Raw genomic sequence first — 24,290 nt, 5'->3', positions numbered from 1 at the left:
AAATTCAAGGATTAGCCATGCATCATTATAAGGTCAAATTCACTCGTCAATGTCTGCCGCTAATCATTTACCTTAAATTAACATCTGCATCATACTATGGCGTAAATTTAGGGATAAAACCAGTTTTTTGACGCTTCAAATTTTTGGCGCTTGGATTGATTCTAAAGAAGAAAATAGCTTCTGGTCGGTCATTAGGTAAATAAAAAGGAGCGACTGCTCCTTTTTATTTATTGATAACGCTTAAGAGATTAGCGATCGAACCTTAAGTTGTCGATAAGTCGCGCTTTACCTATATAGGCGGCGGCCAAAATGACTAAGGTTTGGTCTTGGCTCTGCGCTTTCTCAAGCGTGTGGGCATGACGAATTTCCAGATAATCCGGCGTAAAGCCCGCCGCCACTAAACTGATTTTCGCTTGCTCGGTGACAGCATCAACACTCTGACCTTGTTTGATCCCTGCAGCCATAGCATCTATCGCCTGTTTTAATGCTGGTGCAGCGGCTTTTTCTGCGGCGGTGAGATAACCATTGCGCGAACTCATGGCTAAACCTGAGTCCTCACGTATGGTATCAACACCGATAATCTCAATTGGTAATGACAAGTCTTCAACCATAGTTTCAATGACTAATAGCTGTTGATAGTCTTTATTGCCAAAGAGTGCCACATCGGGCTGTACTATGTTGAATAGTTTACAGACGATAGTCGCAACGCCTCGAAAATGCCCCGGACGGCTAGCGCCGCAGAGCAGATCTGAAATACCTGGCACTTCAACATAGGTTTGTTGCGCTAAGCCCTTGGGATACATCACGGCTGGCGTTGGGGTAAACAGCAACTCAGCGCCAGCGGCGGTGAGGGCTTCACTGTCGGCGGCGAGTGTGCGTGGGTAGGCATCGAGATCTTCGTTCTGGCCAAACTGCATTGGATTGACGAAAATCGATACCACCACATGATCACAACGTTTAGCCGCTTCTTTCACTAAGGTGATGTGTCCCCGATGGAGATTGCCCATGGTCGGCACAAAGGCGACAGTTTCGCCCTTGGCACGCCATGCACGCACTTGAGTGCGAATATCATCAATATGGGCGCTAGTGATCATTGAGCCTTACCTTGCATAAATCTGTTATTTGTTAAAAGTGTGTTCTTCGCCAGGAAAGGTTCCTTGGGCAACTTCGTCGATATAAGCACGTACCGCAGAACGAATTTCACCGGTTTGTTTTAGGTAGTTTTTCGAGAAACGTGGAATGTAACCACTTGAAATACCTAACACATCATGCATCACCAAGATTTGACCGTCGGTCGATGCGCCTGCGCCAATTCCAATGACAGGAATCGTTAAGGCTTGAGTGATCGCCGCAGCGAGAGGCGCAGGGATACATTCTACGACTAATAGTTGAGCACCCGCGGCTTCTAAAGCCTTAGCTTCGTCGAGGATGCGCTGGGCATTTTCGGCATCGCGGCCTTGCACTTTAAAACCACCAAACACATGAACCGACTGAGGCGTCAAGCCTAAGTGGGCACACACAGGAATACCGCGTTCGGTAAGCTTAGTGACGGTTTCGAGTAACCAGTGGCCGCCTTCGACCTTGACCATGTTCGCGCCAGCTTGCATTAACTCAGTGGCGTTGACCATAGCTTGTTCTGGCGTGGCGTAACTCATAAAGGGCATATCGGCGATCAGCAGGGCACGTTCAATACCGCGACGAACACAGCGAGTATGGTAAGCGATTTCTGCTGTAGTGACGGGCAGGGTATCGTCATGGCCTTGGAGAACCATTCCCAAAGAATCGCCGACCAGCAGCACATCGACACCTTCGCTATCGAACGCGCTGGCAAAACTGGCATCATAGGCTGTCAGTGCCGTGAATTTTCTACCTTCCTGTTTGTATTTCAACAGGGTTGAGCTAGTAATTTTAGACATATGGATGATCTTCAAACCAAATAGAAGTGGTGTTATAAGCTAACTGAGGACGGACTTCAATGATCAATGCCCAGTTGTTGTAACTCGGCCAACATTTTTGTATCGATAAGACTGTCGATGGCAGTGTTGCACGGCAGAATCAGATCCGGTGCAATTGCGGCTAAAGGCACGAGCACAAAGCCGCGCGTTTTCATGCCGTAGTGGGGCACTTTGAGTCTAGGAATGTCAATGTTATCATTACCATACAAGAGTAAATCGAGATCTAAGGTTCTCGGCCCCCAACGCTCTAGACGGACTCGTCCTTGGGTGTTTTCAATATGCTGCAGTGCATCGAGTAAAGCTAATGGCGCAAGATCAGTATCGAAACTCGCTACCGCATTAACATAATCGGGTTGCACGACATCGCCCATGGGCGTCGAATGGTAATAGGGAGAAACGACGAGACTATTGCCTAAGGTGGACAATGCCGTCACGGCATTGTCCAATTGCGCCTTGGGATCTTCAAGATTTGCGCCTAATGCGACGTAGACGCGGGGCATTATTCAGCCGTTTTAACTTTAGGTGCGCTCGTCGGCGCTGAACCATCGGCATTCGGTGCACGAGGACGGCGACGACGTTGGGTGGCATTACGGTTGCGGTTTGGCGATTTACTGCCGCTACGCGCTATTGCTAAACGTTCCGTCTCATCGGCTTCGACAAATTGTTGCCACCAAGCGGCACTTTTAGCGACATTACCCGCTTCGACTTCGCCCCTGAGTAAGAGTAAATCGTATGCGGCTCTAAACTTAGGGTGTTCCATCAGTTTAAAGGCGCGGGTGCCTTGGCTACGATCAAAGCGTAACTGTAACTGCCAAATGTCCTTTGCCGGCGTGCTAAAACGGCGCGGAATGCTAATGGTTTGGCATTGTTGCTCCATCACATCGCCCATGGCGGCAAAGAAGGCATCATATAACGTCAGGCCACTTTCAACGGCAATATCTTCGGCGCGCTGACGTAGTGGATACCAGAGAAGCGCAGCATAGAAGAATGAAGGTGTGACCGGCTTATCTTCGTTAACTCTTTGATCTGTGCTCTTCATGATGGCTTGCACCATTTTCATGGTCGTACCTTTAGGATCATCTTTTAGCAGAGCGGCCACTTGCGGAAACAGCGGCGCGAATAGCTTGTATTCTTGCATCAGTTCGAAGTTGGCTAAGGCTTTACCTGCAAAGAAGAGTTTCAACACTTCTTCGTACATACGCGCTGCCGGAATATCTTTGAGCAGCGGCGCTAATTGTTTAATCGGTGCGGCTGTGACGGTTTCAATACCCATGTTGAGCTTAGTGGCGAAACGCACTGCCCTTAACATACGCACCGGATCTTCACGGTAACGGGTTTCAGGATCGCCAATTAATCTTAGGGTGCCCGCTTTGAGATCGGCCATACCGCCGCCGTAGCTGCGAATCGAGTAATCGCTGATATCGTAATAGAGGGCATTGACGGTAAAGTCGCGGCGCTCGGCATCTTCATCGATTTCGCCATAGACGTTATCGCGCAGCAAACGCCCTTCGGCATTGGCTTTCGAGACTTTCTCATTGCTTTCGCCATGGTGACCACGGAAGGTGGCGACTTCAATCACATCGCGACCGAAAACAATGTGCGCTAAGCGGAAACGGCGACCGACAACACGGCAATTACGGAATAATTTTTTGATTTCTTCCGGTGTTGCATTGGTCACTATGTCGAAATCTTTCGGTTCAATCCCTAAGAGTAAATCGCGTACACCGCCGCCGACTAAATAGGCTTTAAAGCCAGATTTATTCAGTCTGTATAATACCTTAAGGGCATTCTCGCTGATTTGTTTGCGCGAGATGGTATGGGCATCTCTTGGTACTAACTCTAAACTCAAAGCACCGGAACTTTGTTCAGGTGTTGTTGGTTCAATCTGAGCTGGAGTCGGAGCGGTCGTTTTAGGCGCGTCTTCAAATAGCTGTTTGCAGAATTGGCTGATACGGCGAAAAATGGGACACCTCGAAATATGATCTGTTATTTGATTAAAAATCTGGCGGCTATCATATACCAAATGCGGCCTAATGAGTATATCAGGGCTCGATCAGTATCTCAGATTGTTGCGGTATAGTGGATAATTGAAACTGATCCACGGCTTGAGCGAGCATTTGTGCCACAGAGCCGCGGGTTTCGACGGGGGTTTGGCCTAAAAATGTCAGTGCCGCATTGAGGCTCGCCTGTGGATTAAGTGTATCAATTGCCTGTGCATGATTTTGTTTTGAGAGCTTAAAGCCTTTACTTAAGCAGGCGAGTGGCAAGTGCAGCCATTGCGGTGCGGCTAAACCAAAGCTTTGATACAAACTCAGTTGGCGACAACTGGCTTCGATTAAATCGCAGCCTCGAACCACTTCAGTGATGCCTTGATAGGCATCGTCGAGCACCACGGCCAATTGATAGGCGTACAGGCCATCGCTGCGTTTGATGATGAAATCCTCTGCGGCAAAATGGCTATCAACGCAAATATGGCCCATTAGATTGTCATCAAATTCTTGCACTTGCGCCGTGTTGACGATTCGCACCGCACCCGACCTAACAAGATTTGCAGACTGGGTTTGTGGCAATCGGTGGCAGCGGCCATCGTAGACGCCGCCCATGGCTTGAATTTGCTTGCGACTACATTGGCAGAAATAGGCTTTATCTTGGGCGAGCAGCGAGTCAATTTGCGCTTGATAAGCCGCTGTGCGCTGGCTTTGATACAGAGGCACATCATCCCACTCAAACCCATAGGCTTCTAAGGTGCGTAAGATATCATCGGCGGCACCTTTGACTTCTCGTGGTGGGTCTATATCTTCGATGCGGATCAGCCATTTACCCTGTTGCGAGCGGGCGCGGAGATAGCTGCCAAGGGCGGCGATAAGCGAGCCAAAGTGCAAGGCACCCGAAGGCGAAGGCGCAAAGCGGCCGACATAGGGCTGGCTGGATAAATCGGAATGTAATGGCTTTGACATAACAACTAGATGGCGTTTTAAAGTCGCGACGGTAAAAGTGGATGTATTTTAGAGGGATGCCAAGAGAAAAGCGAATCGGGGTAAATTGGAGTGAGCTTGGCTTAAGCTCGTCGAGTTTACGAGTTGCTAGAAACAAATAGGCGGGGAAATCCCCGCCCAGTATGCTTGATTAACCAGCCATTTGTTTCTCTTTGATCTCTGCAAGCGTTTTACAGTCGATGCATTGATCGGCTGTTGGACGCGCTTCGAGACGGCGGATGCCGATTTCGATACCGCAAGAATCACAGAAGCCGAAATCGTCTTCTTCAATTTTTTGCAGTGTTTTTTCGATTTTTTTGATCAGCTTACGTTCTCTATCGCGAGCACGAAGTTCGAGGCTGAACTCTTCTTCTTGTGCTGCACGGTCAACAGGATCGGGAAAGTTTGCGGCTTCGTCCTGCATGTGGCTAAGAGTACGGTCGACCTCTTCACGCAACTGATTGCGCCAAGCTTCAAGAATTGTCTTGAAGTGACCCAGTTGCTTAGCGTTCATATACTCCTCACCCGGCTTTTCCTGGTAAGGATTTACACCTGCGATAGCGAGTACGCCAAGTTTTTTGGTGCCTTCAGGCATAACGCATCTCCTGTAATCATTTGCGTTTGTAGGGCGTCCTTAAGAACGGCCGCTATCTATAGCAGAATCTTCACATCGAGGCAAACTTTTCATTCTGCTTTGATTGAATTTTTTGACTATGTTCGCTAATTCAAATGAAATCAAATTTAACTCAGCCTTAACATCATACTCGTACATCGCAGGCTTGGGCTAGGTGAATCTCTGTAGGGGAGATTTTACAGCGATAGGCTAGCACTTCAACGCCGGCTAACACAGCCATTTTCAGTAACTTAGCATATTCAGGGTCGATATGTGCTGCGGGGGCAACACTGAATATTTCACTATGCTGCACCACAAATAGCAATACGGCTCTATGGCCTTGGCTCACCATGTGCATCAATTCACGTAAATGTTTTTGACCGCGTAGGCTTACAGCATCGGGAAAATAACCTTGGCCATCTTCGAGCAAAGTACAACTTTTGACTTCTATATAACAGGCGGGTTTTTGAGCACCCTGTAGTAGGATATCGATGCGACTATTTTCATCACCGTATTTGACTTCACGGCTGAGGCTATCATAACCCGTGAGTTCCTTGATGATACCTTTATTGATGGCTTCTTCGGCTAAGGTGTTCGCCTGACCCGAGTGGATACCGATTAAGCCTGCATCTGGCGTGGTCATCAGTTCCCACGTATGGGCATATTTACGTTTAGGGTTATCAGAGGTAGAAAACCATACGGTTTCACCGGGATACAGGCAATTACGCATAGAGCCGGTATTGGGGCAATGTAGGGTGATCTCACTGCCGTCGCTTAACTGCACATCGGCCAGAAAACGTTTATAGCGGCGCAGTAAAATGCCCTGTTGTAGTGGCGGAGTAAATTCCATCGGTAGACCTATCTCGGCTGTTCTAGGTCGCAAAGCCTAGCAAATTTCGCAAATGTTTACAGATTTTACCTGAGTAACTTCAGCCAATCGCTTTGCGTCATCGTCTGCTAGCAGTAAACTGCCGCCATAAAGTTTGTTCTGATTGCTGATTGATTGTTCTGATTGATTATTCTAAAACGAATCGAAAAATAAGGATCCCTAATGAGTGAACTAAAAGTAACTGAATTGATGAAAGTACAATTAACCAAAGAAGCCCCCGCCGCGCACTGGGGCAAGGCTGATGTGACTTATACTGCCGACGGTGCGCAAATTCATTTAGCGGGTGGCGATGAGCTACGTCAAATTCAAATGGCGGCCCGTAAACTGCGCAGTCAAGGTATTAGCTGTGTGGAATTAGCTGGGCAGTTTTGGGATCTCAATAGCCAATGGGTGTTTGCCCAAGGTTTCGCGACGGCAAAACCAGGTTATCAAATCCATTGGTGTGGTGATGAGTCTGTGCAAGCAGAATTGCAACGTCGACTCGATGTGGCAACCTTTGCCCGTCAACTGATCAACGATACGCCTGAAAACCTGTCGCCAGTGAAGCTTGCCCAACAAGCAGCAAAATGGTTGGCTGACGTTGGTGGCGACAAGGTAAGTTATCGGATTATCGAAGGCGAAGCGCTGCTTGAAGAACAGTGGATTGGTATCCATGCCGTCGGTCGCGGCAGTGAGCGTCCACCGGCAATGTTAGAGTTAGACTTTAACCCATTAGCCGCCGATGCACCCGTGTCTGTGGCGCTTGTGGGTAAAGGGATAACCTTTGATTCTGGCGGCTACAGCATCAAAGCTTCTGAAGGCATGTTAGGCATGAAATGCGACATGGGCGGCGCGGCGACTGTGACTGCCGCGCTCGGTTTGGCCATCAAGTCTGGCCTCAATAAACGGGTTAAACTCTTCTTATGTTGTGCCGAAAACTTGATCAGTGGCCGCGCCTATAAGTTAGGCGATATTCTGACCTACAAAAATGGTGTAACAGTTGAAGTGGTGAACACAGATGCGGAAGGGCGCTTAGTGTTGGCCGATGGCCTACAAGCTGCTTCTGCTACAGGCGCACCTTTTATTATCGATGCAGCGACCCTTACAGGCGCCGCTGTGATGGCGGTGGGTTCTAACTACAACGCGATTTTCTCGCCACAGGCGGATGTGTTGCAACTGGCCCAGCAAAAAGCCACTAGCGTTGCCGAGCGCGTATGGCCGCTGCCGCTGGATCCTTGGCACAAAGAAATGTGTCCATCTGCCTATGCTGACACCGCAAACAGCCGCGCAATGAAAGGCGGCGGTGCAGGTGGTGCTTCTAATGCAGCTGGTTTCTTATGGCGTTTCGTGTCACCCGAAGCTAAATGGTTACACGTTGATTTAGCGGGCGCTTTTGAAGATTCAGCTTCTGCCATGTGGGGCGCGGGTGCAACGACCCACGGCGTATTGACTATTAGTGAATTGATTAAAGGCTAAGCCTAGCTAGTGAATTGATTAAAGGCTAAGTCTAGCGCTAAGACTCAGTTAGATAAGTCTGCGCAGATCCATTAAGGGTCTGCTGACTGGATTAAAACCGCCTACGGGCGGTTTTTTATTGGGTGAAATACTAGGCCGATAGTTTACTTGGTGTTTCAGCTGCTTCATGGCATGTTATGGCTGAGCGTTTTTAATCGGTAAACATGATGATAACTATACGAAAAGCAACGAAAGCAGATGCTCAGGCCTGCTGGGATATCCGCAATGCGGCCATCAATAAAGGTTGCGCCGGATTTTATGATGTGGGCGATCTGGTGATTTGGACCGAGGGCGAACTGACCGAGCAATTTAGTCGTATCGTCGATGCACATTTTTATGTGGCAGAGTTGTCCTATAACGAGTCGCAGCTTAAGACTGTGGTCGGCACTGCCATGTTGGATGAACCCTATGCCCAGTTAGAAGCCTTGTTTGTTTCCCCCGATGCTATGGGGTTAGGAGTTGGTAAAGTGCTGCTGCAATTTATTGAAACTATGGCTTTTAATCAGGGGATTGCCCAGCTCAGATTAGAATCAACTTTAAATGCGGTGGATTTCTATCGCCACTGTGGTTTTGGTGGTGAGGGGTTAGAGGAGGAATCTATTTACTGTTCGCCCAGAGGCATAGCCTTAGAGTGTATGGTGATGTACAAGAATCTCGTGCGCAGAAAATCAGTTTAAAATGCATATTGGCTCAAGCACTGGTATGGAGTTAGCTATTCATCAGAGGTTGCTGACATACTAAAGGGAATCAATAGATCAAGCATGGATGCGGAATTAACTTATATAGTTTCGTTAAAAAGGTTGCTGACATACTCAAGGAAATCGATAGATCAAGTATGGATGCGGAATTAACTCTGAAGATTTAGAGTTTAAGATAAGGTTGCTGATATATTCGAGGGAATCAACAGATCAAGCATAGATGTGGAATTCATTCTTCATAAAAGGTTGCTGACATACTCAAGGAAATCAACAGATCAAGTATGGATGTGGAATTAACTCTGAAGACTTAAAGTTACGTTAAAAGGTTGCTGACATACTCAAGGGAATCAAGAGATCAAGCATGGATGCGGAATTAACTTATATAGTTTCGTTAAAAAGGTTGCTGACATACTCAAGGAAATCAACAGATCAAGATGGGGGAATTAACTCCCAAGAGTATGCCAACTATCGTTCTTTCGCCTGAAATCCCGATGCCGACAAGATTAGCGCTAGTGGCTTAAATAAAACTTAATCCATTGCAAAAAAAGACTTTATTTCCTTAGCCTTTAGTCAAACTTACCCGTAAATCCTCAAGGTTTCAGTTCGCCTCTGGGGTATTAAGTTGTTGACGTTTTTCCATCAAATCTTTAATCAAAGGCGTGAGGATCAGCTCCATCGCCAGCGACATTTTGCCGCCGGGGACGACGAGTGTGTTGACCCGTGACATAAATGAACCTTGGATCATATTGAGGTAATAGGGGAAGTCGACATTATTGATACCGCGGAAGCGGATCACCACAAAGCTCTCATCTAAGCTCGGAATATCTTTGGCACTAAATGGGTTAGAGGTATCGACCGTCGGTACTCGTTGAAAGTTAATGTGAGTGCGGGAGAACTGCGGCGTCATGTGCTTAATATAATCATCCATACTGCGCACAATCGAGCCCATGACTTTTTCACGGCTGTGACCACGCTCCGAAGTATCGCGGATAATTTTTTGGATCCACTCTAAGTTGACTATGGGGACCATGCCGATCAGCAAGTCCACATGCTGGGCGACATTGGCATCACCAGTAACTACGCCGCCATGTAAGCCTTCGTAGTAGAGCATATCGGTATTTTCAGGTAGTGGTCGCCATTGAGTAAAAGTGCCGGGCATCTGGTTAAAAGGCACTGCCTCATCGAAGGTGTGTAAATAGCTGCGGGTTTCACCTTGGCCTGTGGTGCTGTAATCGCGAAAGCATTGCTCTAAACGAGCAAAGTTATTAGCCTCTGGGCCAAAATAGCTAAGATTGCGGTTTTCAGCTTGGGATTTGCGGATCATGACTTCCATTTCGGCGCGGGTAAAATGATGAAAACTGTCGCCTTCGACAAAGGCGGCGTTGATCCCGAGTTGGCGAAAAATATGGCTAAAGGCAGTCGTGGTGGTGGTGGTTCCCGCGCCTGATGAGCCTGTAACTGCAATAATGGGATGTTTTGCTGACATTTTTTCTACCTAGCTAGGAACCAAAAGAGCCGCTTATGGGGAAGCGATAAAAACGCGAGTACTATTTATACGGTACAGAGGTAGGACTGGTCAATCTTGCTGCTGTGCTATTTGTTCCGCTGAACGTATGGCGAAGGATTCATCGTCTTCACTGTACTCTAATTTCAGCTTACCTTGCTTAAGTGCTTGTTGACATTGGACTATCGCCTGAGCAAGCTCCTGTTCATCAAGACTGGCAAAGCTGCCATCCTCCACTTGACCGAAGAGATATTCGCGGATCACATTGGCGAGCGTTTCCTTGGGGAGTTGTAACAGGGTTTCATAGGGAATGAGCATCGGTGTTTCCTTGGGTGATATTGTCGCCGTTGATTGGGTCTGCGCTAAGCGAGTCAACACTTTGATCGCCTAATAAAAAATGTAAAATCCGTCGCTCAAGATAGAAGCGCGGTTTCCAAGGTGTACCGCCTTCGATAAAGCCGACATGGCCGCCATAGGGATGCAGTTCGTATTCCACATAGCCCGACAATTGACTCGATTGGGGGATCACTTCATCGGTCATAAAGGGATCGTCCTTAGCATGTATGATGAGCGTCGGTTTAGTTATACGGCTGACAAAGGGTAAGCCACTGGCACGCGTATAGTAATCGTCGACGCCGTCAAAGCCGTGTAATGGCGCTGTGACTTTATCGTCAAAATCATAGAAGGTATTTAAACGGTCGACCTGCAACTGGCTTAGCGGTATAGAGATGGCTAAGTCGGGATCATTCAGTTTATGGCTGATTTTTTGCTGCAACTGTTTGATTAAATAGCTTTGATACACCTTCGAAAAGCCATTTTCCAAGCGTTTAGCACAGGCGGACAATTGCAGCGGCGCAGAGACAACCACAGCGCGGGCTAATAAACTATCATCCTGATATTCGCCTTGATACTTCGTCAGCACATTGCCGCCTAAACTGTAACCTACGGCTAATAAGGGCGATTGCGGATACGCGCTTTTCAGTGTCGATAGACTAAACTGTAAATCGTCCGTATCGCCACTGTGATAACTGCGGGCGAGGCGATTGGCCTCACCCGAACAACTTCTGTGATGGTGCACGACGGCAGCGAGTTGCTGTTCTTTACAGGCTTGCAGTATCCGCCGCGCATAATGGGACTGAGCACTTCCTTCTAAGCCGTGGATGATCACCACGATCGGTTTGCCAGACTGTGGAACATCCTGCCAATCTAAATCGATAAAATCGCCATCGGGTAACTCTAAGCGCTGCCGCTGTAATGCTGGTTTGGCCACTTTAGTGAATACGGGTAAAATCGTTTGTATATGGGGACTCTTGGCCCACCAAGGTGGCATAAAGGAATTTGGCATAGATGTTTATCTTGGTATCGGCTATTGCTGAAAATTAAAACGTGTGTTTAATTTATACCCAAACCAACTCAAAATGCTGAAATTCGTATTTTGAGGTCGCTTGGGTATAAACTCGCGGCCATTGTAGCACAATTGTTTTTTATGCTGATATTTAGGCCGACATTTAGATTGATATTTAGGCCGACATTTAGATTGATATTTAGGAGATAGAGATGAAGCGACGAACCTTTTTGATGGGCGCGTTTGCCAGTACGGCGGCGTTAGCCTTAGGGGTCAATCTCTATTCTCCTGAGTTTAGTTTGCCCGAGGACAGCGAAGGCAAAGATTATCGCTTGTTGTTTAGTGTGCTTTTACCTGTGATGCTCGACGGTGCTTTGCCCGATGTGGCAACTCACAAGCTCGCGGCACAAAATCGCACTTTAGATGCCATCAAACAGTCGATTGCTGTGCTACCCGAGGAGCAGCAAACCGAGTTATTTGAACTGCTCGATATGCTCGAAAATCGTCTTGGTTTACTGGTGCTCACTTCGAGCATGACGCCGCTATTGATGCGCTCTCCCGCCGAGTTAACTGATATGTTAGAAACCTGGCGCCACAGTTATTTTGCTTTGTTACAAACGGCTTATCTCGGATTGCGGGAATTAGTGATGGCAAGTTACTACGCTTGTCCTGAGCACTGGAGCCGCCTGCATTATGCCAAGCCTGAACTGTTCAAATAGCGAGTCCATTTTTAACCTAATCAAACGCCGAATAATAAGCATCTTACCCGCGACAGTGGAGCACTCAAGTTGGCAATCATAGATCCTATAGTGAATGGTTTAAACTCTGGTTGGTTGCACACTGATGCGAGCCAATTGCAAGAAAACCAGCAGTTTGAAGCCGATGTGATTATTGTCGGCACAGGTGCTGGCGGCGGTGTGGCGGCTGAAATTCTCACCCAAGCTGGGCTGAGCGTGATCATGATTGAGGCGGGACCGCTAAAATCCTCCAGCGATTTTAATATGGAAGAGCGAGTCGCTTACCCCAACTTGTATCAACAAGCTGCGGCGATGAAAACCGCCGATAAGGCGATCGGGATTTTTCAAGGCCGCGCAGTCGGTGGCTCAACCACAGTTAACTGGACCACTTCAATCCGCACTCCGACCGAGGCGTTAGCTTTTTGGGCGCAACATAAGTCGGTTGCTGGGCTTAATCGCGAGAGTTTAGATCCTTGGTTTGAGCAAATGGAACAACGGCTCAACATTCATGAATGGAATTATGAGCCTAATCGCAATAATGCCGCCCTGAAGCAAGGTTGTATCAATCTTGGCTGGGAATACACAGTCATTAAACGCAATGTGGCGGGTTGCTGGAATACCGGCTATTGCGGCATGGGTTGTCCGGTCAATGCGAAGCAATCTATGCTAGTCACCACGATTCCCGCGGCACTTGAGAAAGGCGCGCAGCTGATCAGTCGCGCTAAAGTGACTAAGATTGAGCACCATAATGGCCAAGTGTTTGCGTTAAAGGCGCAGGCGTTGGATGTGAATTTACGACCCACTGACGTTGAGCTGTTATTTAAGGCTAAACATTATATTTTGAGTGCGGGTGCTATCCATACACCGACGATTTTGATGCGTTCGCAAGTGCCCGATCCCTACCAACTTTTGGGTAAACGCACCTTTTTACATCCTACTTTGTTATCCGGCGGCGTATTTGCCGATTCGATCAATGGCCATAGCGGTGCGCCGCAATCTATATATTCCGATGAATTTGTGTGGAACAATGGCGCCGATGGTGAGCTGGGTTATAAACTTGAAGTGCCGCCGGTGCATCCGATTTTAATTGCCTCTAAAACCTTAGGTTATGGTACGAGCCATGCTGAGTTAATGTCACAATTCAATCAGTTACAAGTAACTATTGCTTTGATCCGCGATGGCTATCATCCCGACAGTCAAGGCGGTGAAGTACACTTAACGGATAAGGGGTTTACACTAGATTATCCGTTAACCGATGCTTTTTGGCGGGCCGCGAGACGCGCTTTTGCTAGTATGGCGGAGTTACAATTCTCGGCGGGCGCCTTAAAAGTGTTGCCGATCAGCGATGGCATGCCTTACTTGTCCTCATGGAAAGACGCCAAAGAGAGTATTGCGCAGATGTCACTCGCGCCACTGCGCACTATCGTTGCATCGGCGCACGTAATGGGCGGTTGTCCCTTCGGCGAAGATGAAAAGCTTTCTATGGTCAACAGTTATGGTCAGTCGCACTATTTAGATAATTTATCTGTAATGGATGGTTCTATCTTCCCGACCAGCCTTGGCGCTAACCCGCAGCTGTCGATTTATGGCATCACGGCACGAAATGCCACCGCACTCGCACAGAAGCTCACTGACGGTAAAGCCTGATGTTATCTTATCAAAATGCAGCTTAGCTTGATAAAGCTTGATGGGGTGTGAATGTCTGAAAACATATTACGGGAAGGTGGTTGCTTATGCGGGGCGATTCGTTATCAGGTTGAAGGTGAACCCTTTGATGCAGATTATTGCCACTGCCGTTCGTGCCAAAAAAGCACGGGCTCTGCATTTGGGGCTTGGATGGATTTTAAGAGCAGCCAAGTGATTTGGCTTAAAGGTCAGGTGACTGAGTTTGCATCGTCTGAGTTTATTCGCCGTGGATTTTGTGACAAGTGCGGTACATCGTTAACTTACCGACATACTCAATATCCTGATTATTCGACCTTGAGCATAGCGAGTCTGGACGATGCTAATCAAGTTCAGCCTAAGTACCACATTTATACTGAGAGTCAGCTGAACTGGTTGGTGATCGAGGATGACTGTGAACGCTATCCGCAAGGCCGCAGCCGTTAGCGGCTCAGATGATCATAGCGTTAATTTGATTGAGTTTGAGCTAACATGGTTGAGCTTGTTTTAACTTGATTAACTTAGATCAGGGCGCAATGAGGCCGATTTCGTTGGCGTCAATGTCACTGAGTCCAAACAGGCTTAAGTAGCTCACTAGATTTGTCGCTTGGCCGCTTGGGCTGAGTTCATTGAGTTTATTTAAGATGGTTCGCTGCGCTTTACGTTCCATCATCAGCTCAACGGCGAGCATCTGCTGATACTCTTGCTCATTCAGGCTGGACTTAGCCAGTTTGCGTAATTTGCGGTAGGGCATGAGAAACCTTTCATCCCATTCACCCACAGCATTCATCAGCGTTTGCCATTGGTCCGTGCTGTATTGCTGCGGCCCAGACACATCCATAGTGATATCTAAATATTGTGCCAGTAGCAGTAGATTGACGTTCACCTGACAGCTATTTTGCAATTCGAGACAGAGCGCTTTGTTTTGCGCATAGCTCATATCACACCATTGCCAGAGTTGACTGTCGAACTGGGTTAAAACCGCCATACTATTTCCTTGTATTGCCGCTGCTACTGACTTTTATGTAAAAGAACGCTGGAGTTATTGTTGCTCCATGACCTCTTGCTCCATTGCATCTATCTCTTCTTGCAACTCAAGCCATTGCATTTCACTGTCTTCTAAGGTTTGCGTCAAGCTCGTTCGCTCGGTTAATACCGAGGTTAGCTTGGCTTTGTTATCTTGATCATACAATTCGCTATCGGCCAGCAAGTGTTCTAGCTCGGCGAGGCGTTCGCTCAGCTTTTGTTGCTCGGTTTCTAACTTAGTTTGTTTGCGCTTGAGCGGCGATACCTTTTGGCGGATCTCGGCCTCGAGGCGTTTTTGCTGTTTTTTATCGGCGGCAGGTTTGATCTCGTCGCTGGTGCTGTTTTGATTCGAGTTGGCTTTCGCCGCATCGAGCAACCATTGGTGATAATCGTCTAAGTCGCCGTCGAAGGCGCGTACTTCACCTTGATCCACCAGATAGTAATCGCTACAGGTTAATCGTAGTAAATGCCTATCATGCGAGACGACAACCATAGCGCCTTCAAAGGTTTGCAATGCCATTGTCAGGGCGTGGCGCATCTCTAAGTCTAAATGGTTGGTGGGTTCATCGAGCAGCAATAGGTTAGGGCGTTGCCAAACTAATAGCGCTAACACTAAACGGGCTTTCTCGCCGCCAGAAAAGGGGCGCACAGGTGAAAGCGCCATATCGCCGTTAAAACCAAAACCGCCTAAGAAGTTGCGTAGCTCTTGCTCTCTGGCATTGGGTGCAAGACGTACTAAATGCTGCATCGGCGTGTCGTCGAGGCGTAAAAATTCGATTTGATGCTGAGCAAAGTAGCCGATATTGACGCCAGGATTAGGTTCATACAAACCTGTCATTGGCGATAATTGACCCGATAACAGCTTAATTAATGTCGATTTACCCGCGCCGTTACGGCCGAGTAAACCAATGCGCGCACCCGGTACTAAGTTTAAATGCACCTTGCTCAGGATTGGCTTATCGCTATAACCGATAGCGACTTGCTCCATCTTAATCAGCGGATTGGGTAGGGCTTCTGGAGCACGAAATTCCATATAAAATGGGCTATCGGCTTGAGACGGCAACAACTCAGTCATGCGCTCTAGCGCCTTTAAGCGGCTCTGCGCTTGTTTGGCTTTACTCGCCTTATAACGGAAACGGTCAACGAAGGACTGCATGTGTGCACGTTCTTTTTGTTGGCGTTCGAAGGCAACTTGTTGCTGCGACATACGTTCGGCACGAATGCGCTCAAAGGCACTGTAATTGCCTTTGTAGAAATTGAGTTTTTGATTTTCAACGTGGACGATTTCATCAACGATTTCATCGATAAAGTCCCTATCATGGCTGATTAAAATCAGCGTGCCTTGATAGGACTTAATCCAACCTTCGAGCCAGTACATGGTATCCAAGTCTAAGTGGTTGGTCGGTTCGTCGAGGAGCAATAAGTCAGAGCGACACAGTAGCGCTTGGGCTAAGTTGAGGCGCATACGCCAACCGCCCGAAAAGCTTTTCACTGGATTGCTTTGATCGGCTTCACTAAAGCCCAGACCCGCTAACAATGAACCCGCGCGCGAATGAATCGCATAACCACCGATAGCGTCGATTTTGCCGTGTAAGAGTGCGATGGCATTGCCGTCGTTATCTTCTTGGGCCTTGTGTAATAAGGCTTCTAATTGACGATATTCGCTATCGCCATCGATCACATATTCCAGTGCCGAGACGTCGAGCGCAGGGGTTTCTTGGGCCACAGTGGCAATTTGCCAGCCAGAAGGCAGACTAAATTCACCTTTATCTAGGCTTAAGTGACCTAAAATTAATGCGAGCAGTGAAGATTTGCCTGTGCCGTTAGCACCGACTAAACCGACCTTATGGCCGGGATAAATCGTGAGAGAGGTCTCATCTAGCAGGGTTTTGCTGCCACGGATTAATTGCGCTTGGTTGATGCTGATCATTGACTACAACTTGGTTAGAACGTGAATTCGTCAGGGCACAGATAATAGCGTACAACCCCGTATCAAACCACAGCCTGACCCGATAACTCGGACAATTATTCGACTTTTCAGGACGATCTTCAGTGAATCGCATCACATCGACCTAAGGCCTCACACTTTCAGGTAACACTGGCATTCAATCATCAGTGTGGCAAAATAGCGCCAATTTCTTCGGCCGAGTCCCTTGGCCCTGCTATCTGGTCCTTTATCTATTATGACAAACACTAAAATCAAAAAGCGTTTCGTAGCCGGTGCTAAGTGCCCAAAATGCAGCGCCAAAGACAGCATTTTACTCTACAAGGAAAACGGCATCGAAACCGTTGAATGCACAGAGTGTGACTACCGTGAACAGCAAACCGATGAAAAGGTCACTGAAAAAGCCACCGGCGCTGTGATCGGCGTGTTTAAGCCGGATTAGGTTAAAGCTTTAATTCAATTGGATCGCTTTGGCTGAGGACGTCTGTCCTATGTCTTATTTTTCCGTTTGTAGCTTTGCGAGTAAAAGGTGCGCAAATCATTAACCACTCGCAATTAGCTCAAGTTCATTGAAGCGGTCTGAGTTAGATATCAGAAATGGTAGCCTAAGCATTGGGTTCGGTTATGACCGCTGACCTTAAACATCACAACACTTTTACCATAAAAAATTTACTGCCGGTTTCTGGGTAGGCTTGTTGTATCCACTGCACGCGATAGTCGTGGCGCTCATAAAAGGGCTTAGCTTGAAAATCTAAGGTATCGAGTAGAGCAAATTGGCAGCCGCGTTCTTTTGCTTGGCTTTCTGCGGCTAACAATAAGTGCGTGCCGATACTTTGGTGTCTTAAAGAATCATCGACCCACAGATAATCGATTAACAACCAATTGCCGAAGGTTTTACCGCTGATCCCTGCTAACAGTTTACCTTCGGGGTCCTGTAGTTTGAGTCCGAGATTTTTACGGCTAAGCCCCTGCCATTGGACTTGGTTGAACTCGACAATTTTTTGTTTTACAGCGTCGGCGAACTCGGTTGATTCATCATTAATTAAGCTTAAATTCATCGTCACTTCTCGTTTTATTTTTTATGATGTTAGCTCTGAATATCTAGGCTGATAGGCATTGGTATGCCGCCAAGGATTAGGGTAAACTAGCGCCTTTGTCACTGGCCATAAGTATCGTAATGGAAACTTTTTACAGTCTATATCCTGCGGTTAAACATCTGCATTTTACCTTTATCGCGTTGAGCGTGTTACTGCTTACCGTTCGCTTTGTCCTGCATCTTCGCCAATCGGCTCTGATGGAGAAGAAACTGCTCAAGATAGCGCCCCATGTTATCGACACTTTCCTACTGCTGTCGGGCTTAACTTTGTGTTTTATGATCCAGCAATTTCCTTTTGTGGATCCTTGGATGACCGAAAAAATCGGTGCTGTAGTTGCTTACATTGTCCTAGGCGCCATTGCCATAAAAGCGAATAGAAACAAATTGTTCAAAGTGTTTGCTTACTTAGGCGCGATAGGTTGGTTGGTTTATGCTGCTAAATTGGCTCATTTTAAACAAGCGGTATTATTGGGTTAATGGGTAACTACACTCTGCAAGATGGCATTTCATTGCCCGAGTCGGCATTGGATGTAGGTGCGCACCTTGGATTTTCTAAACTTGAAGCCGCTAAATGGGCTTGGTTTGAAATGGCGGGAGCTGTATTAAGTCATTACTTGGTTGATCAACAACAGCGTTTTAATGCGCTGTTGCATTGGTTTTACGAGGATTTAGGTTTTTGTGTTCGTGAGAACTACTTCAGTACAGAGGCGGCAGATTTAGGTACTTGCTTAATTAGTCGCCAAGGTAATAGTACAACGCTGGCGACGGTATTGATGTTGCTGGCGAAGCAGTTAGATCTTGAACTCGAACCCATATTGCTACCTGGCAATACGGTGCTGCGTTGTAAGATTGGCGGTGAAGTGAGTTATTTGGATCCTTTAACGGGCAAGGAACTCACCCGTCACCAGTTGCACGTGTTAGTGCGCGGCGAGTTAGGTAATGCTGCTGAGCTTAAGGCTAGTTACTTAAAGCCTGCAACGGTGAAAAAACTGCTGACGCGTATGCTGCATGAGCTTAAGGCGGGTTGCATTGTGTCGCATCAATTTGAGGCAGCGATGGAGTGTTGCAGCCTGCTGTTGCAATGGCATGTTGACGATGTGCATTTGAATCGTGAGCGGGCGTTTATTGCACAGCAGTTGGGTTGTATTAATGTGGCCGCCGCCGATCTGCAGCATTTTGTTGATAATAGTCCTCACGATCCCGTGATCGAGATAGTGAAGATGCAGCTCAAAGAATTAAACGAACACGCCGAGGTTTATCACTAAAGCAGAGCCTTTCGGGGCTCTTCTTATTTATTCAACTTTTATTAACGAATTCAATCCGCAAAAATAATAACACTGGGCAGATGGAAGTTTGACCCAGGGACTTAAAAGTTAAGTCTCTAATAAAAATAATAACTGTATCAACAGGGAGAAATTAGCATGACAAGCACGGCTTTAGTGACGAACGATGCCACGGCGTTAGGAATACTCGCGACAATTCTAGGTTTTGTATTTTATACCAGTAGCAGTAGTCATCCTTTTTGGCAGAAGTTTTATCGTTTTATTCCCGCACTTTTATTGTGCTATTTCTTGCCATCGTTATTGAATACCTTTGGGGTAATCGATGGTAATACCTCACAACTGTATTTTGTAGCATCCCGTTATTTGCTGCCAGCTTGTTTAGTATTATTGATTTTAAGCGTTGATTTAAAAGCTATTTTAAGTTTAGGGCCGAAAGCTTTGATCATGTTTTTAACCGGCACTGTCGGTATCGTTATCGGCGGCCCTATCGCCTTGTTGCTGGTGTCGGTTATTGAACCTTCTTTAATTGGGGTCGATGGCCCCGATGCGGTATGGCGTGGTATGACGACCTTAGCGGGGAGCTGGATTGGTGGGGGCGCAAACCAAGCTGCAATGAAAGAGATTTATGACGTGGGCGGTAATATTTTCTCTGTGATGGTGACAGTCGATGTGATAGTCGCCAATATTTGGATGGCAGTGCTGCTGTTTCTTGCCTCAAAAGCGAAAGAGATCGATGCTAAAACCGGTGCAGATACTTCTGCTATTGAAGCGTTAAAAGATAAAGTTGAAAAGTATCACGCTGAAAATGCACGCATTCCTAATCTGCGCGATCTTATGCTGATTGTCGCTGTAGGCTTTGGTATCACAGGTATTGCTCATATCGCCGCTGATTTTCTGGGGCCATTTTTTGAAGTGAACTATCCTTGGACCGCAGATTACAGTTTAACCTCTAAATTTTTCTGGCTAGTGGTGATAGTCACAACGATTGGTTTGGCGATGTCATTCAGCCCAGTGCGTCATTTAGAGGCGGCGGGGGCATCAAAAGTGGCTTCAGCCTTCCTTTACATCTTAGTTGCGACCATTGGTCTACATATGGATGTGAGTAAGGTGCTCGATACGCCATTGTACTTTTTAATTGGTATTGTGTGGATGATCGTTCACGCAAGCTTTATGTTACTGGTGGCTAAGCTGATTAAAGCCCCGTTATTTTATATGGCCGTAGGCAGCCAAGCGAATGTGGGTGGCGCTGCGTCAGCCCCTGTAGTTGCGGCGGCATTTCACCCCGCTTTAGCACCCGTGGGCGTACTGTTAGCCGTATTAGGTTATGCGTTAGGAACCTATATGGCATGGATTTGTGGTCAAATTTTACAGTTAGTTGCGGTATAACCGCCTTAGCTCCTATTCACCGCTGGGAAAGGTTCCAGCATTTTAGAGAGAAGTTGCGATGAGTAATAAAATCATAAACCTAGGTTCAATCGAGATTGCCAACGATAAACCTTTCGTGTTGTTTGGTGGCATGAACGTGCTTGAGTCTCGCGATCTCGCTATGTCGATTGCTGAAACCTACGCCGAAGTGACTCAAAAGCTGGGGATCCCTTATATATTTAAGGCGTCTTTTGATAAGGCGAATCGTTCTTCGATCAACTCTTACCGCGGTCCAGGTATGGAGGAAGGCTTAAAGATTTTTGAAGAGATTAAAAAGACCTTTAATTTACCTTTGATCACCGATGTGCATGAAGTGCATCAGTGTGTGCCAGTGGCAGAAGTAGTTGATATTATTCAGTTACCTGCATTTCTAGCTCGCCAGACAGATTTGGTTGTCGCGATGGCAAAAACTGGCGCTATTATCAATGTGAAAAAGCCACAGTTTTTAGCACCACATGAAATGCGCCATATCATCACTAAGTTTAACGAAGCGGGTAATGACGAGATCATCTTGTGTGAACGTGGTTCAAGCTTTGGATATAACAACTTAGTCGTTGATATGTTGGGCATGGATGAGATGAAGCAATCTGGCTACCCAGTGATTTTTGATGCGACTCATGCGCTGCAGCGCCCTGGTGGTCGTGCAGATTCAGCGGGTGGACGTCGTGCACAGGCGACCGAGTTAGCGCGCAGTGGTATGGCGCTGGGTTTAGCGGGTCTATTCATTGAGGCGCACCCCGATCCTGATAACGCTAAGTGTGATGGCCCATGTGCGCTGCCTTTACATCAGTTAGAAAATTATCTGAAGCAAATGAAAGCGATCGACGATTTGGTGAAATCCTTCGAGCCAATCGATACCAGTAAGTAATCGCAAGCTAAGACTTAATGAATTAGTGACTTAATCCCAAAGCCTCGACTCGTTCGGGGCTTTTGTTTTTCAGTCGAGGAATGTGATTGGTATAGCCCCGTAGCTATCTGAAACATTAATGTTTTATGATGGGCTTTGCCTAACAATCTTGTTTTTATAGCCGACCAGATTCTTTACGGAATACCTTTATGTGGATCTTACTCACTTTGCTGGCGGCATTTATGCAGGCTTGGCGTAATGCGTTTCAAAGCCAGCTGAGTAAAGAAGTGAGTGTTGCGGGCGTGACCTTAGCGCGTTTTATTTGGGCTGGGCCGATTGCCGCCGTGTATTTGGCGAGCTTATATCTTTGGCAGGATGTCGGAATCCCCGATTTTAGCGACCGTTTTATCGGTTTTATTCTCGGAGCATCGGCGATGCAAATTCTCGCGACGGGCTTGATGGTGAAACTGTTCAAGCAACAGAACTTTGCCGTTGGTGCTGGGCTAGCCAAGAGTGAAGCTGTGGTCGCGGCGATCTTAGGCACAGTGTTTTTTGGGACGCATTTATCCCTTTTAGGTTGGTCGGGAGTGTTGTTGGGTGGTGTGGCAATTTTTCTCATGAGTGCCAAACAAGGCCTGCGAAGTCTGTCGCTCAATACGGTATTGATTGGTTTAGCCTGTGGTACTTCGTTTGCGCTGACATCGCTTTGGGTACGAGAAGCGAGTTTATGTTTGAATATTGGTTTCCCCCATAGCGCAGCTTGGGTGTTGCTATTTGTGATAGGCCTACAAACTTTGCTGTTAGTCAGTTATTTGTTGCTTAAGGATAAATTTACGCTGATAGCATTATGGCAACGACCTAAGTTGACTTTACTGACAAGCATCGCCAGTTGTTTAGGTTCTATCGGTTGGTTTAGTGCTATGTCGTTGCAGGCTGTGCCCTATGTTAAAACCTTAGGTCAAGTTGAAGTTTTCTTTATGATCTTGATTGCCACCTTTTGGCTGAAGGAAAAAGTAAAGATAAAAGATATGCTAGGGTTAGTCTTAATCGCTATCGCCGCCATTTTGGTGATGTGGGAATAGACTAAATTAATAGAAGGTATGCTGGTTTTTTAGACTAAAATAGAACTCGATTCAGTGTGTTTATATCAAGCAAACATTCGCTGAGATACAAATATACACACGTCTTGCTCCATAGATTTTGATACCATTTTTAACCGAGCGCAGTGCGAGTTAAGGATATATGCGAAAAAAGTTAGCAAAATTAAATCTGCCATTATGGCAATGGCTGGCAGTCATATTGTTTCCAATTGGAATTGCTGCTGTCGCAAGTTATCTCTCTGCACAGTATTTTGTTGAAGATAAAGTCAAAGGTGTGGGGGCTATTTATGTGAGTCATATTGATACTTTGGTGTCCCATGCTAATGAAATCAGCCATTATGCATTGGCATTGAAGGATTCTGAGTGTCAAGAGTTATACAACTATATGTTGTTCCAACCCTACTTTCGCTCGGCTTTAATATATGATTCACAACATGTTTATTGCTCTTCTAAAACCGGTGATATTGATACTCCCCTGAGCATTGTTAGTGCTACCGAAAATCTTGAAATATCTAACCAGTTTATTATTACGGGCACGCCTTTTATGCCTGAGGTGCCCGCGATAGTGTCATCTAAATGGGACCCTAAATCTAAACACGGCGCTGCTGTCATTATTGAAGGACAATATTTATTAGATTCCTTTGTACAGCCCGATGTGTTTCCTAGCGCAGTTATCAATGTCGCTTTATCCATCAATGGTAAAACGATTCCTGAATCACTCGAGTTTATCAAAAATGAGGTAATGACTTTAGATTCTGAGGATCATCGTTTTTCGGTGTTACTAGAAATGTCACCTGCTTTTTTTAGGCATTTTTTTTGGATATTTTTTGCCATCTCATTACCCTTTAGCATTATTTTGATTACGGGTTCTATCTTGTTTGTGCTCTATTCACGGTTATCTCGTCACTCCCTTGCTGATGATATTCGTAGCGGGATAGAGAACGAAGAGTTCTTTTTGGTTTATCAACCTGTGATCTGTGCTGAGGACGGCAAGGCCAAAGGAGTCGAGGCATTAGTGCGTTGGCAGCACCCACAAATGGGCTTAGTGCGGCCTGATTTGTTTATTCCTATCGCCGAAGAGAGCAAGCTGATTGTTCCATTGACCAATTATATCTTCGAAAAGGCATTAAAAGATTTTGCTAATATGAAGGTTGAATCGGGCTTTAGAGTCGCGTTCAACGTGGCGCCAGAGCATTTTACCCAAGATGATATCGAGTCGAAATTTATTCATCTGCGGGATTCTTTGGATCGTATTGGCGTTAAGCCTTTAATCGAAATCACCGAACGGCAATTATTAACGCCGGATATTTGCCAGCGCATTGAAAGCTTACGCCAGTTGGGGATTTTAGTGGCTATCGATGACTTTGGTACTGGGCAAACAACCTTATCTTTGTTACAAACCATGCCATTGGATTACTTGAAAATCGACAAATGCTTCATCGATACCATAGGGCAGGACTCTGTGACTTCCCACGTGCTCGATACCATTATCGAGCTCTCCCACAAGATGAATTATGTGGTGGTGGCTGAAGGGGTTGAAACCCAGGAGCAGGCGGACTATTTGACCAGTCGCCAAGTCCATTTTTTACAAGGTTATCTCTTTGCTAAGCCGATGAAGCTGGCGGATTTAAAGTTATGGTTAGTCGAACATTTCAAAAAGTAGCATCATGATGTAAGTCAGCCATCAGGGCGCCTT

At 46.6% G+C, this 24,290-nt stretch carries 25 protein-coding genes; 12 read left to right on the top strand and 13 right to left on the bottom strand.

The window, feature by feature from the left end:
- Positions 1-248: 248 nt before the first annotated feature.
- The 7 genes from panC to sfsA form a co-directional block, all read right to left on the bottom strand.
- The gene (gene panC, locus HQQ92_RS16045) at positions 249-1,094 is read right to left on the bottom strand and encodes a pantoate--beta-alanine ligase (RefSeq protein ID WP_173246722.1); all 846 of its coding nucleotides are present in this window, start codon (positions 1,092-1,094) and stop codon (positions 249-251) included.
- Positions 1,095-1,118: 24 nt separating this feature from the next.
- Positions 1,119-1,916: a 3-methyl-2-oxobutanoate hydroxymethyltransferase gene (gene panB, locus HQQ92_RS16040; protein WP_028761774.1), complete on the bottom strand. Its 798-nt coding sequence runs from the start codon at positions 1,914-1,916 to the stop codon at positions 1,119-1,121.
- A gap of 56 nt (positions 1,917-1,972) precedes the next feature.
- Entirely contained in the window at positions 1,973-2,455 is a 483-nt protein-coding gene (gene folK / locus HQQ92_RS16035; RefSeq protein WP_173246719.1) for a 2-amino-4-hydroxy-6-hydroxymethyldihydropteridine diphosphokinase, read from the bottom strand.
- On the bottom strand, positions 2,455-3,978 hold the full coding sequence (locus tag HQQ92_RS16030) for a polynucleotide adenylyltransferase PcnB (protein ID WP_173246716.1): 1,524 nt from the start codon (positions 3,976-3,978) through the stop codon (positions 2,455-2,457). The genes folK and HQQ92_RS16030 overlap by 1 nt, the downstream gene beginning before the upstream one ends.
- A gap of 19 nt (positions 3,979-3,997) precedes the next feature.
- Positions 3,998-4,912, bottom strand: a complete 915-nt coding sequence (gluQRS, locus tag HQQ92_RS16025) for a tRNA glutamyl-Q(34) synthetase GluQRS (protein ID WP_173246713.1) — start codon at positions 4,910-4,912, stop codon at positions 3,998-4,000.
- 169 nt (positions 4,913-5,081) lie between these two features.
- On the bottom strand, positions 5,082-5,525 hold the full coding sequence (dksA, locus tag HQQ92_RS16020) for an RNA polymerase-binding protein DksA (RefSeq protein ID WP_006082967.1): 444 nt from the start codon (positions 5,523-5,525) through the stop codon (positions 5,082-5,084).
- A gap of 163 nt (positions 5,526-5,688) precedes the next feature.
- Complete coding sequence (gene sfsA / locus HQQ92_RS16015) at positions 5,689-6,393, bottom strand: DNA/RNA nuclease SfsA (protein ID WP_105251524.1); 705 nt, start codon at positions 6,391-6,393, stop codon at positions 5,689-5,691.
- Between the two features lie 201 nt (positions 6,394-6,594).
- Between sfsA and pepB the strand changes: the two genes are divergently transcribed.
- Both pepB and HQQ92_RS16005 read left to right on the top strand, forming a co-directional pair.
- Complete coding sequence (gene pepB, locus HQQ92_RS16010) at positions 6,595-7,887, top strand: aminopeptidase PepB (RefSeq protein WP_173246710.1); 1,293 nt, start codon at positions 6,595-6,597, stop codon at positions 7,885-7,887.
- A 206-nt stretch (positions 7,888-8,093) separates the two neighbouring features.
- Complete coding sequence (locus HQQ92_RS16005) at positions 8,094-8,603, top strand: GNAT family N-acetyltransferase (protein WP_173248688.1); 510 nt, start codon at positions 8,094-8,096, stop codon at positions 8,601-8,603.
- A 619-nt stretch (positions 8,604-9,222) separates the two neighbouring features.
- On the opposite strand, the gene HQQ92_RS16000 is transcribed toward HQQ92_RS16005, so the two are convergent.
- From HQQ92_RS16000 to HQQ92_RS15990, 3 genes are all read right to left on the bottom strand, one after another.
- Entirely contained in the window at positions 9,223-10,110 is an 888-nt protein-coding gene (locus tag HQQ92_RS16000) for a phosphoribulokinase (RefSeq protein ID WP_011847692.1), read from the bottom strand.
- Between the two features lie 90 nt (positions 10,111-10,200).
- Positions 10,201-10,446 carry a YheU family protein gene (locus HQQ92_RS15995; RefSeq protein ID WP_173246707.1) on the bottom strand — a complete coding sequence of 82 codons (246 nt, stop codon included), beginning with the start codon at positions 10,444-10,446 and terminating at the stop codon, positions 10,201-10,203.
- Positions 10,430-11,473 carry a hydrolase gene (locus tag HQQ92_RS15990; RefSeq protein WP_173246705.1) on the bottom strand — a complete coding sequence of 348 codons (1,044 nt, stop codon included), beginning with the start codon at positions 11,471-11,473 and terminating at the stop codon, positions 10,430-10,432. Before HQQ92_RS15990 ends, HQQ92_RS15995 begins: the two co-directional genes overlap by 17 nt.
- A 212-nt stretch (positions 11,474-11,685) precedes the next feature.
- Between HQQ92_RS15990 and HQQ92_RS15985 the strand changes: the two genes are divergently transcribed.
- From HQQ92_RS15985 to HQQ92_RS15975, 3 genes are all read left to right on the top strand, one after another.
- Positions 11,686-12,192 (top strand): TAT leader-containing periplasmic protein, encoded by a 507-nt coding sequence (locus HQQ92_RS15985; protein WP_173246702.1) that lies wholly within the window; start codon positions 11,686-11,688, stop codon positions 12,190-12,192.
- A gap of 69 nt (positions 12,193-12,261) precedes the next feature.
- Complete coding sequence (locus HQQ92_RS15980; protein ID WP_173246699.1) at positions 12,262-13,857, top strand: GMC family oxidoreductase; 1,596 nt, start codon at positions 12,262-12,264, stop codon at positions 13,855-13,857.
- Positions 13,858-13,908: 51 nt separating this feature from the next.
- Positions 13,909-14,319, top strand: a complete 411-nt coding sequence (locus HQQ92_RS15975; RefSeq protein WP_173246696.1) for a GFA family protein — start codon at positions 13,909-13,911, stop codon at positions 14,317-14,319.
- A gap of 79 nt (positions 14,320-14,398) precedes the next feature.
- Here the strand turns inward: HQQ92_RS15975 and HQQ92_RS15970 are convergent, their stop codons facing one another.
- Together HQQ92_RS15970 and HQQ92_RS15965 are read right to left on the bottom strand one after the other, a co-directional pair.
- Positions 14,399-14,860, bottom strand: a complete 462-nt coding sequence (locus HQQ92_RS15970) for a TIGR02444 family protein (protein WP_113939753.1) — start codon at positions 14,858-14,860, stop codon at positions 14,399-14,401.
- A gap of 54 nt (positions 14,861-14,914) precedes the next feature.
- Positions 14,915-16,828 carry an ABC transporter ATP-binding protein gene (locus HQQ92_RS15965; protein WP_006082953.1) on the bottom strand — a complete coding sequence of 638 codons (1,914 nt, stop codon included), beginning with the start codon at positions 16,826-16,828 and terminating at the stop codon, positions 14,915-14,917.
- 253 nt (positions 16,829-17,081) lie between these two features.
- Between HQQ92_RS15965 and HQQ92_RS15960 the strand changes: the two genes are divergently transcribed.
- Positions 17,082-17,285 (top strand): YheV family putative zinc ribbon protein, encoded by a 204-nt coding sequence (locus HQQ92_RS15960; RefSeq protein ID WP_012088350.1) that lies wholly within the window; start codon positions 17,082-17,084, stop codon positions 17,283-17,285.
- A 202-nt stretch (positions 17,286-17,487) separates the two neighbouring features.
- On the opposite strand, the gene HQQ92_RS15955 is transcribed toward HQQ92_RS15960, so the two are convergent.
- Positions 17,488-17,901: a GNAT family N-acetyltransferase gene (locus HQQ92_RS15955; RefSeq protein WP_173246693.1), complete on the bottom strand. Its 414-nt coding sequence runs from the start codon at positions 17,899-17,901 to the stop codon at positions 17,488-17,490.
- A 119-nt stretch (positions 17,902-18,020) separates the two neighbouring features.
- Here HQQ92_RS15955 and HQQ92_RS15950 point away from each other — a divergent pair, with 119 nt between their 5' ends.
- The 6 genes from HQQ92_RS15950 (at position 18,021) to HQQ92_RS15925 (ending at position 24,257) form a co-directional block, all read left to right on the top strand.
- Complete coding sequence (locus tag HQQ92_RS15950) at positions 18,021-18,416, top strand: SirB2 family protein (RefSeq protein ID WP_006080263.1); 396 nt, start codon at positions 18,021-18,023, stop codon at positions 18,414-18,416.
- The gene (locus HQQ92_RS15945) at positions 18,416-19,204 is read left to right on the top strand and encodes a SirB1 family protein (protein ID WP_105250146.1); all 789 of its coding nucleotides are present in this window, start codon (positions 18,416-18,418) and stop codon (positions 19,202-19,204) included. Before HQQ92_RS15950 ends, HQQ92_RS15945 begins: the two co-directional genes overlap by 1 nt.
- Before the next feature lie 156 nt (positions 19,205-19,360).
- On the top strand, positions 19,361-20,608 hold the full coding sequence (locus HQQ92_RS15940) for a DUF819 domain-containing protein (protein WP_105250145.1): 1,248 nt from the start codon (positions 19,361-19,363) through the stop codon (positions 20,606-20,608).
- Between the two features lie 58 nt (positions 20,609-20,666).
- Positions 20,667-21,515 (top strand): 3-deoxy-8-phosphooctulonate synthase, encoded by an 849-nt coding sequence (gene kdsA, locus HQQ92_RS15935; protein ID WP_113939761.1) that lies wholly within the window; start codon positions 20,667-20,669, stop codon positions 21,513-21,515.
- A 188-nt stretch (positions 21,516-21,703) separates the two neighbouring features.
- On the top strand, positions 21,704-22,576 hold the full coding sequence (locus HQQ92_RS15930) for a DMT family transporter (RefSeq protein ID WP_105250143.1): 873 nt from the start codon (positions 21,704-21,706) through the stop codon (positions 22,574-22,576).
- A gap of 160 nt (positions 22,577-22,736) precedes the next feature.
- Positions 22,737-24,257: an EAL domain-containing protein gene (locus HQQ92_RS15925; protein ID WP_173246690.1), complete on the top strand. Its 1,521-nt coding sequence runs from the start codon at positions 22,737-22,739 to the stop codon at positions 24,255-24,257.
- Positions 24,258-24,290: the final 33 nt, after the last annotated feature.

The sequence above is a fragment of the Shewanella sp. DC2-4 genome (genome assembly GCF_013248875.1).
Classification (GTDB): Bacteria; Pseudomonadota; Gammaproteobacteria; order Enterobacterales; family Shewanellaceae; genus Shewanella; species Shewanella oncorhynchi.
This window is presented reverse-complemented; position numbering and strand designations above follow the sequence as displayed.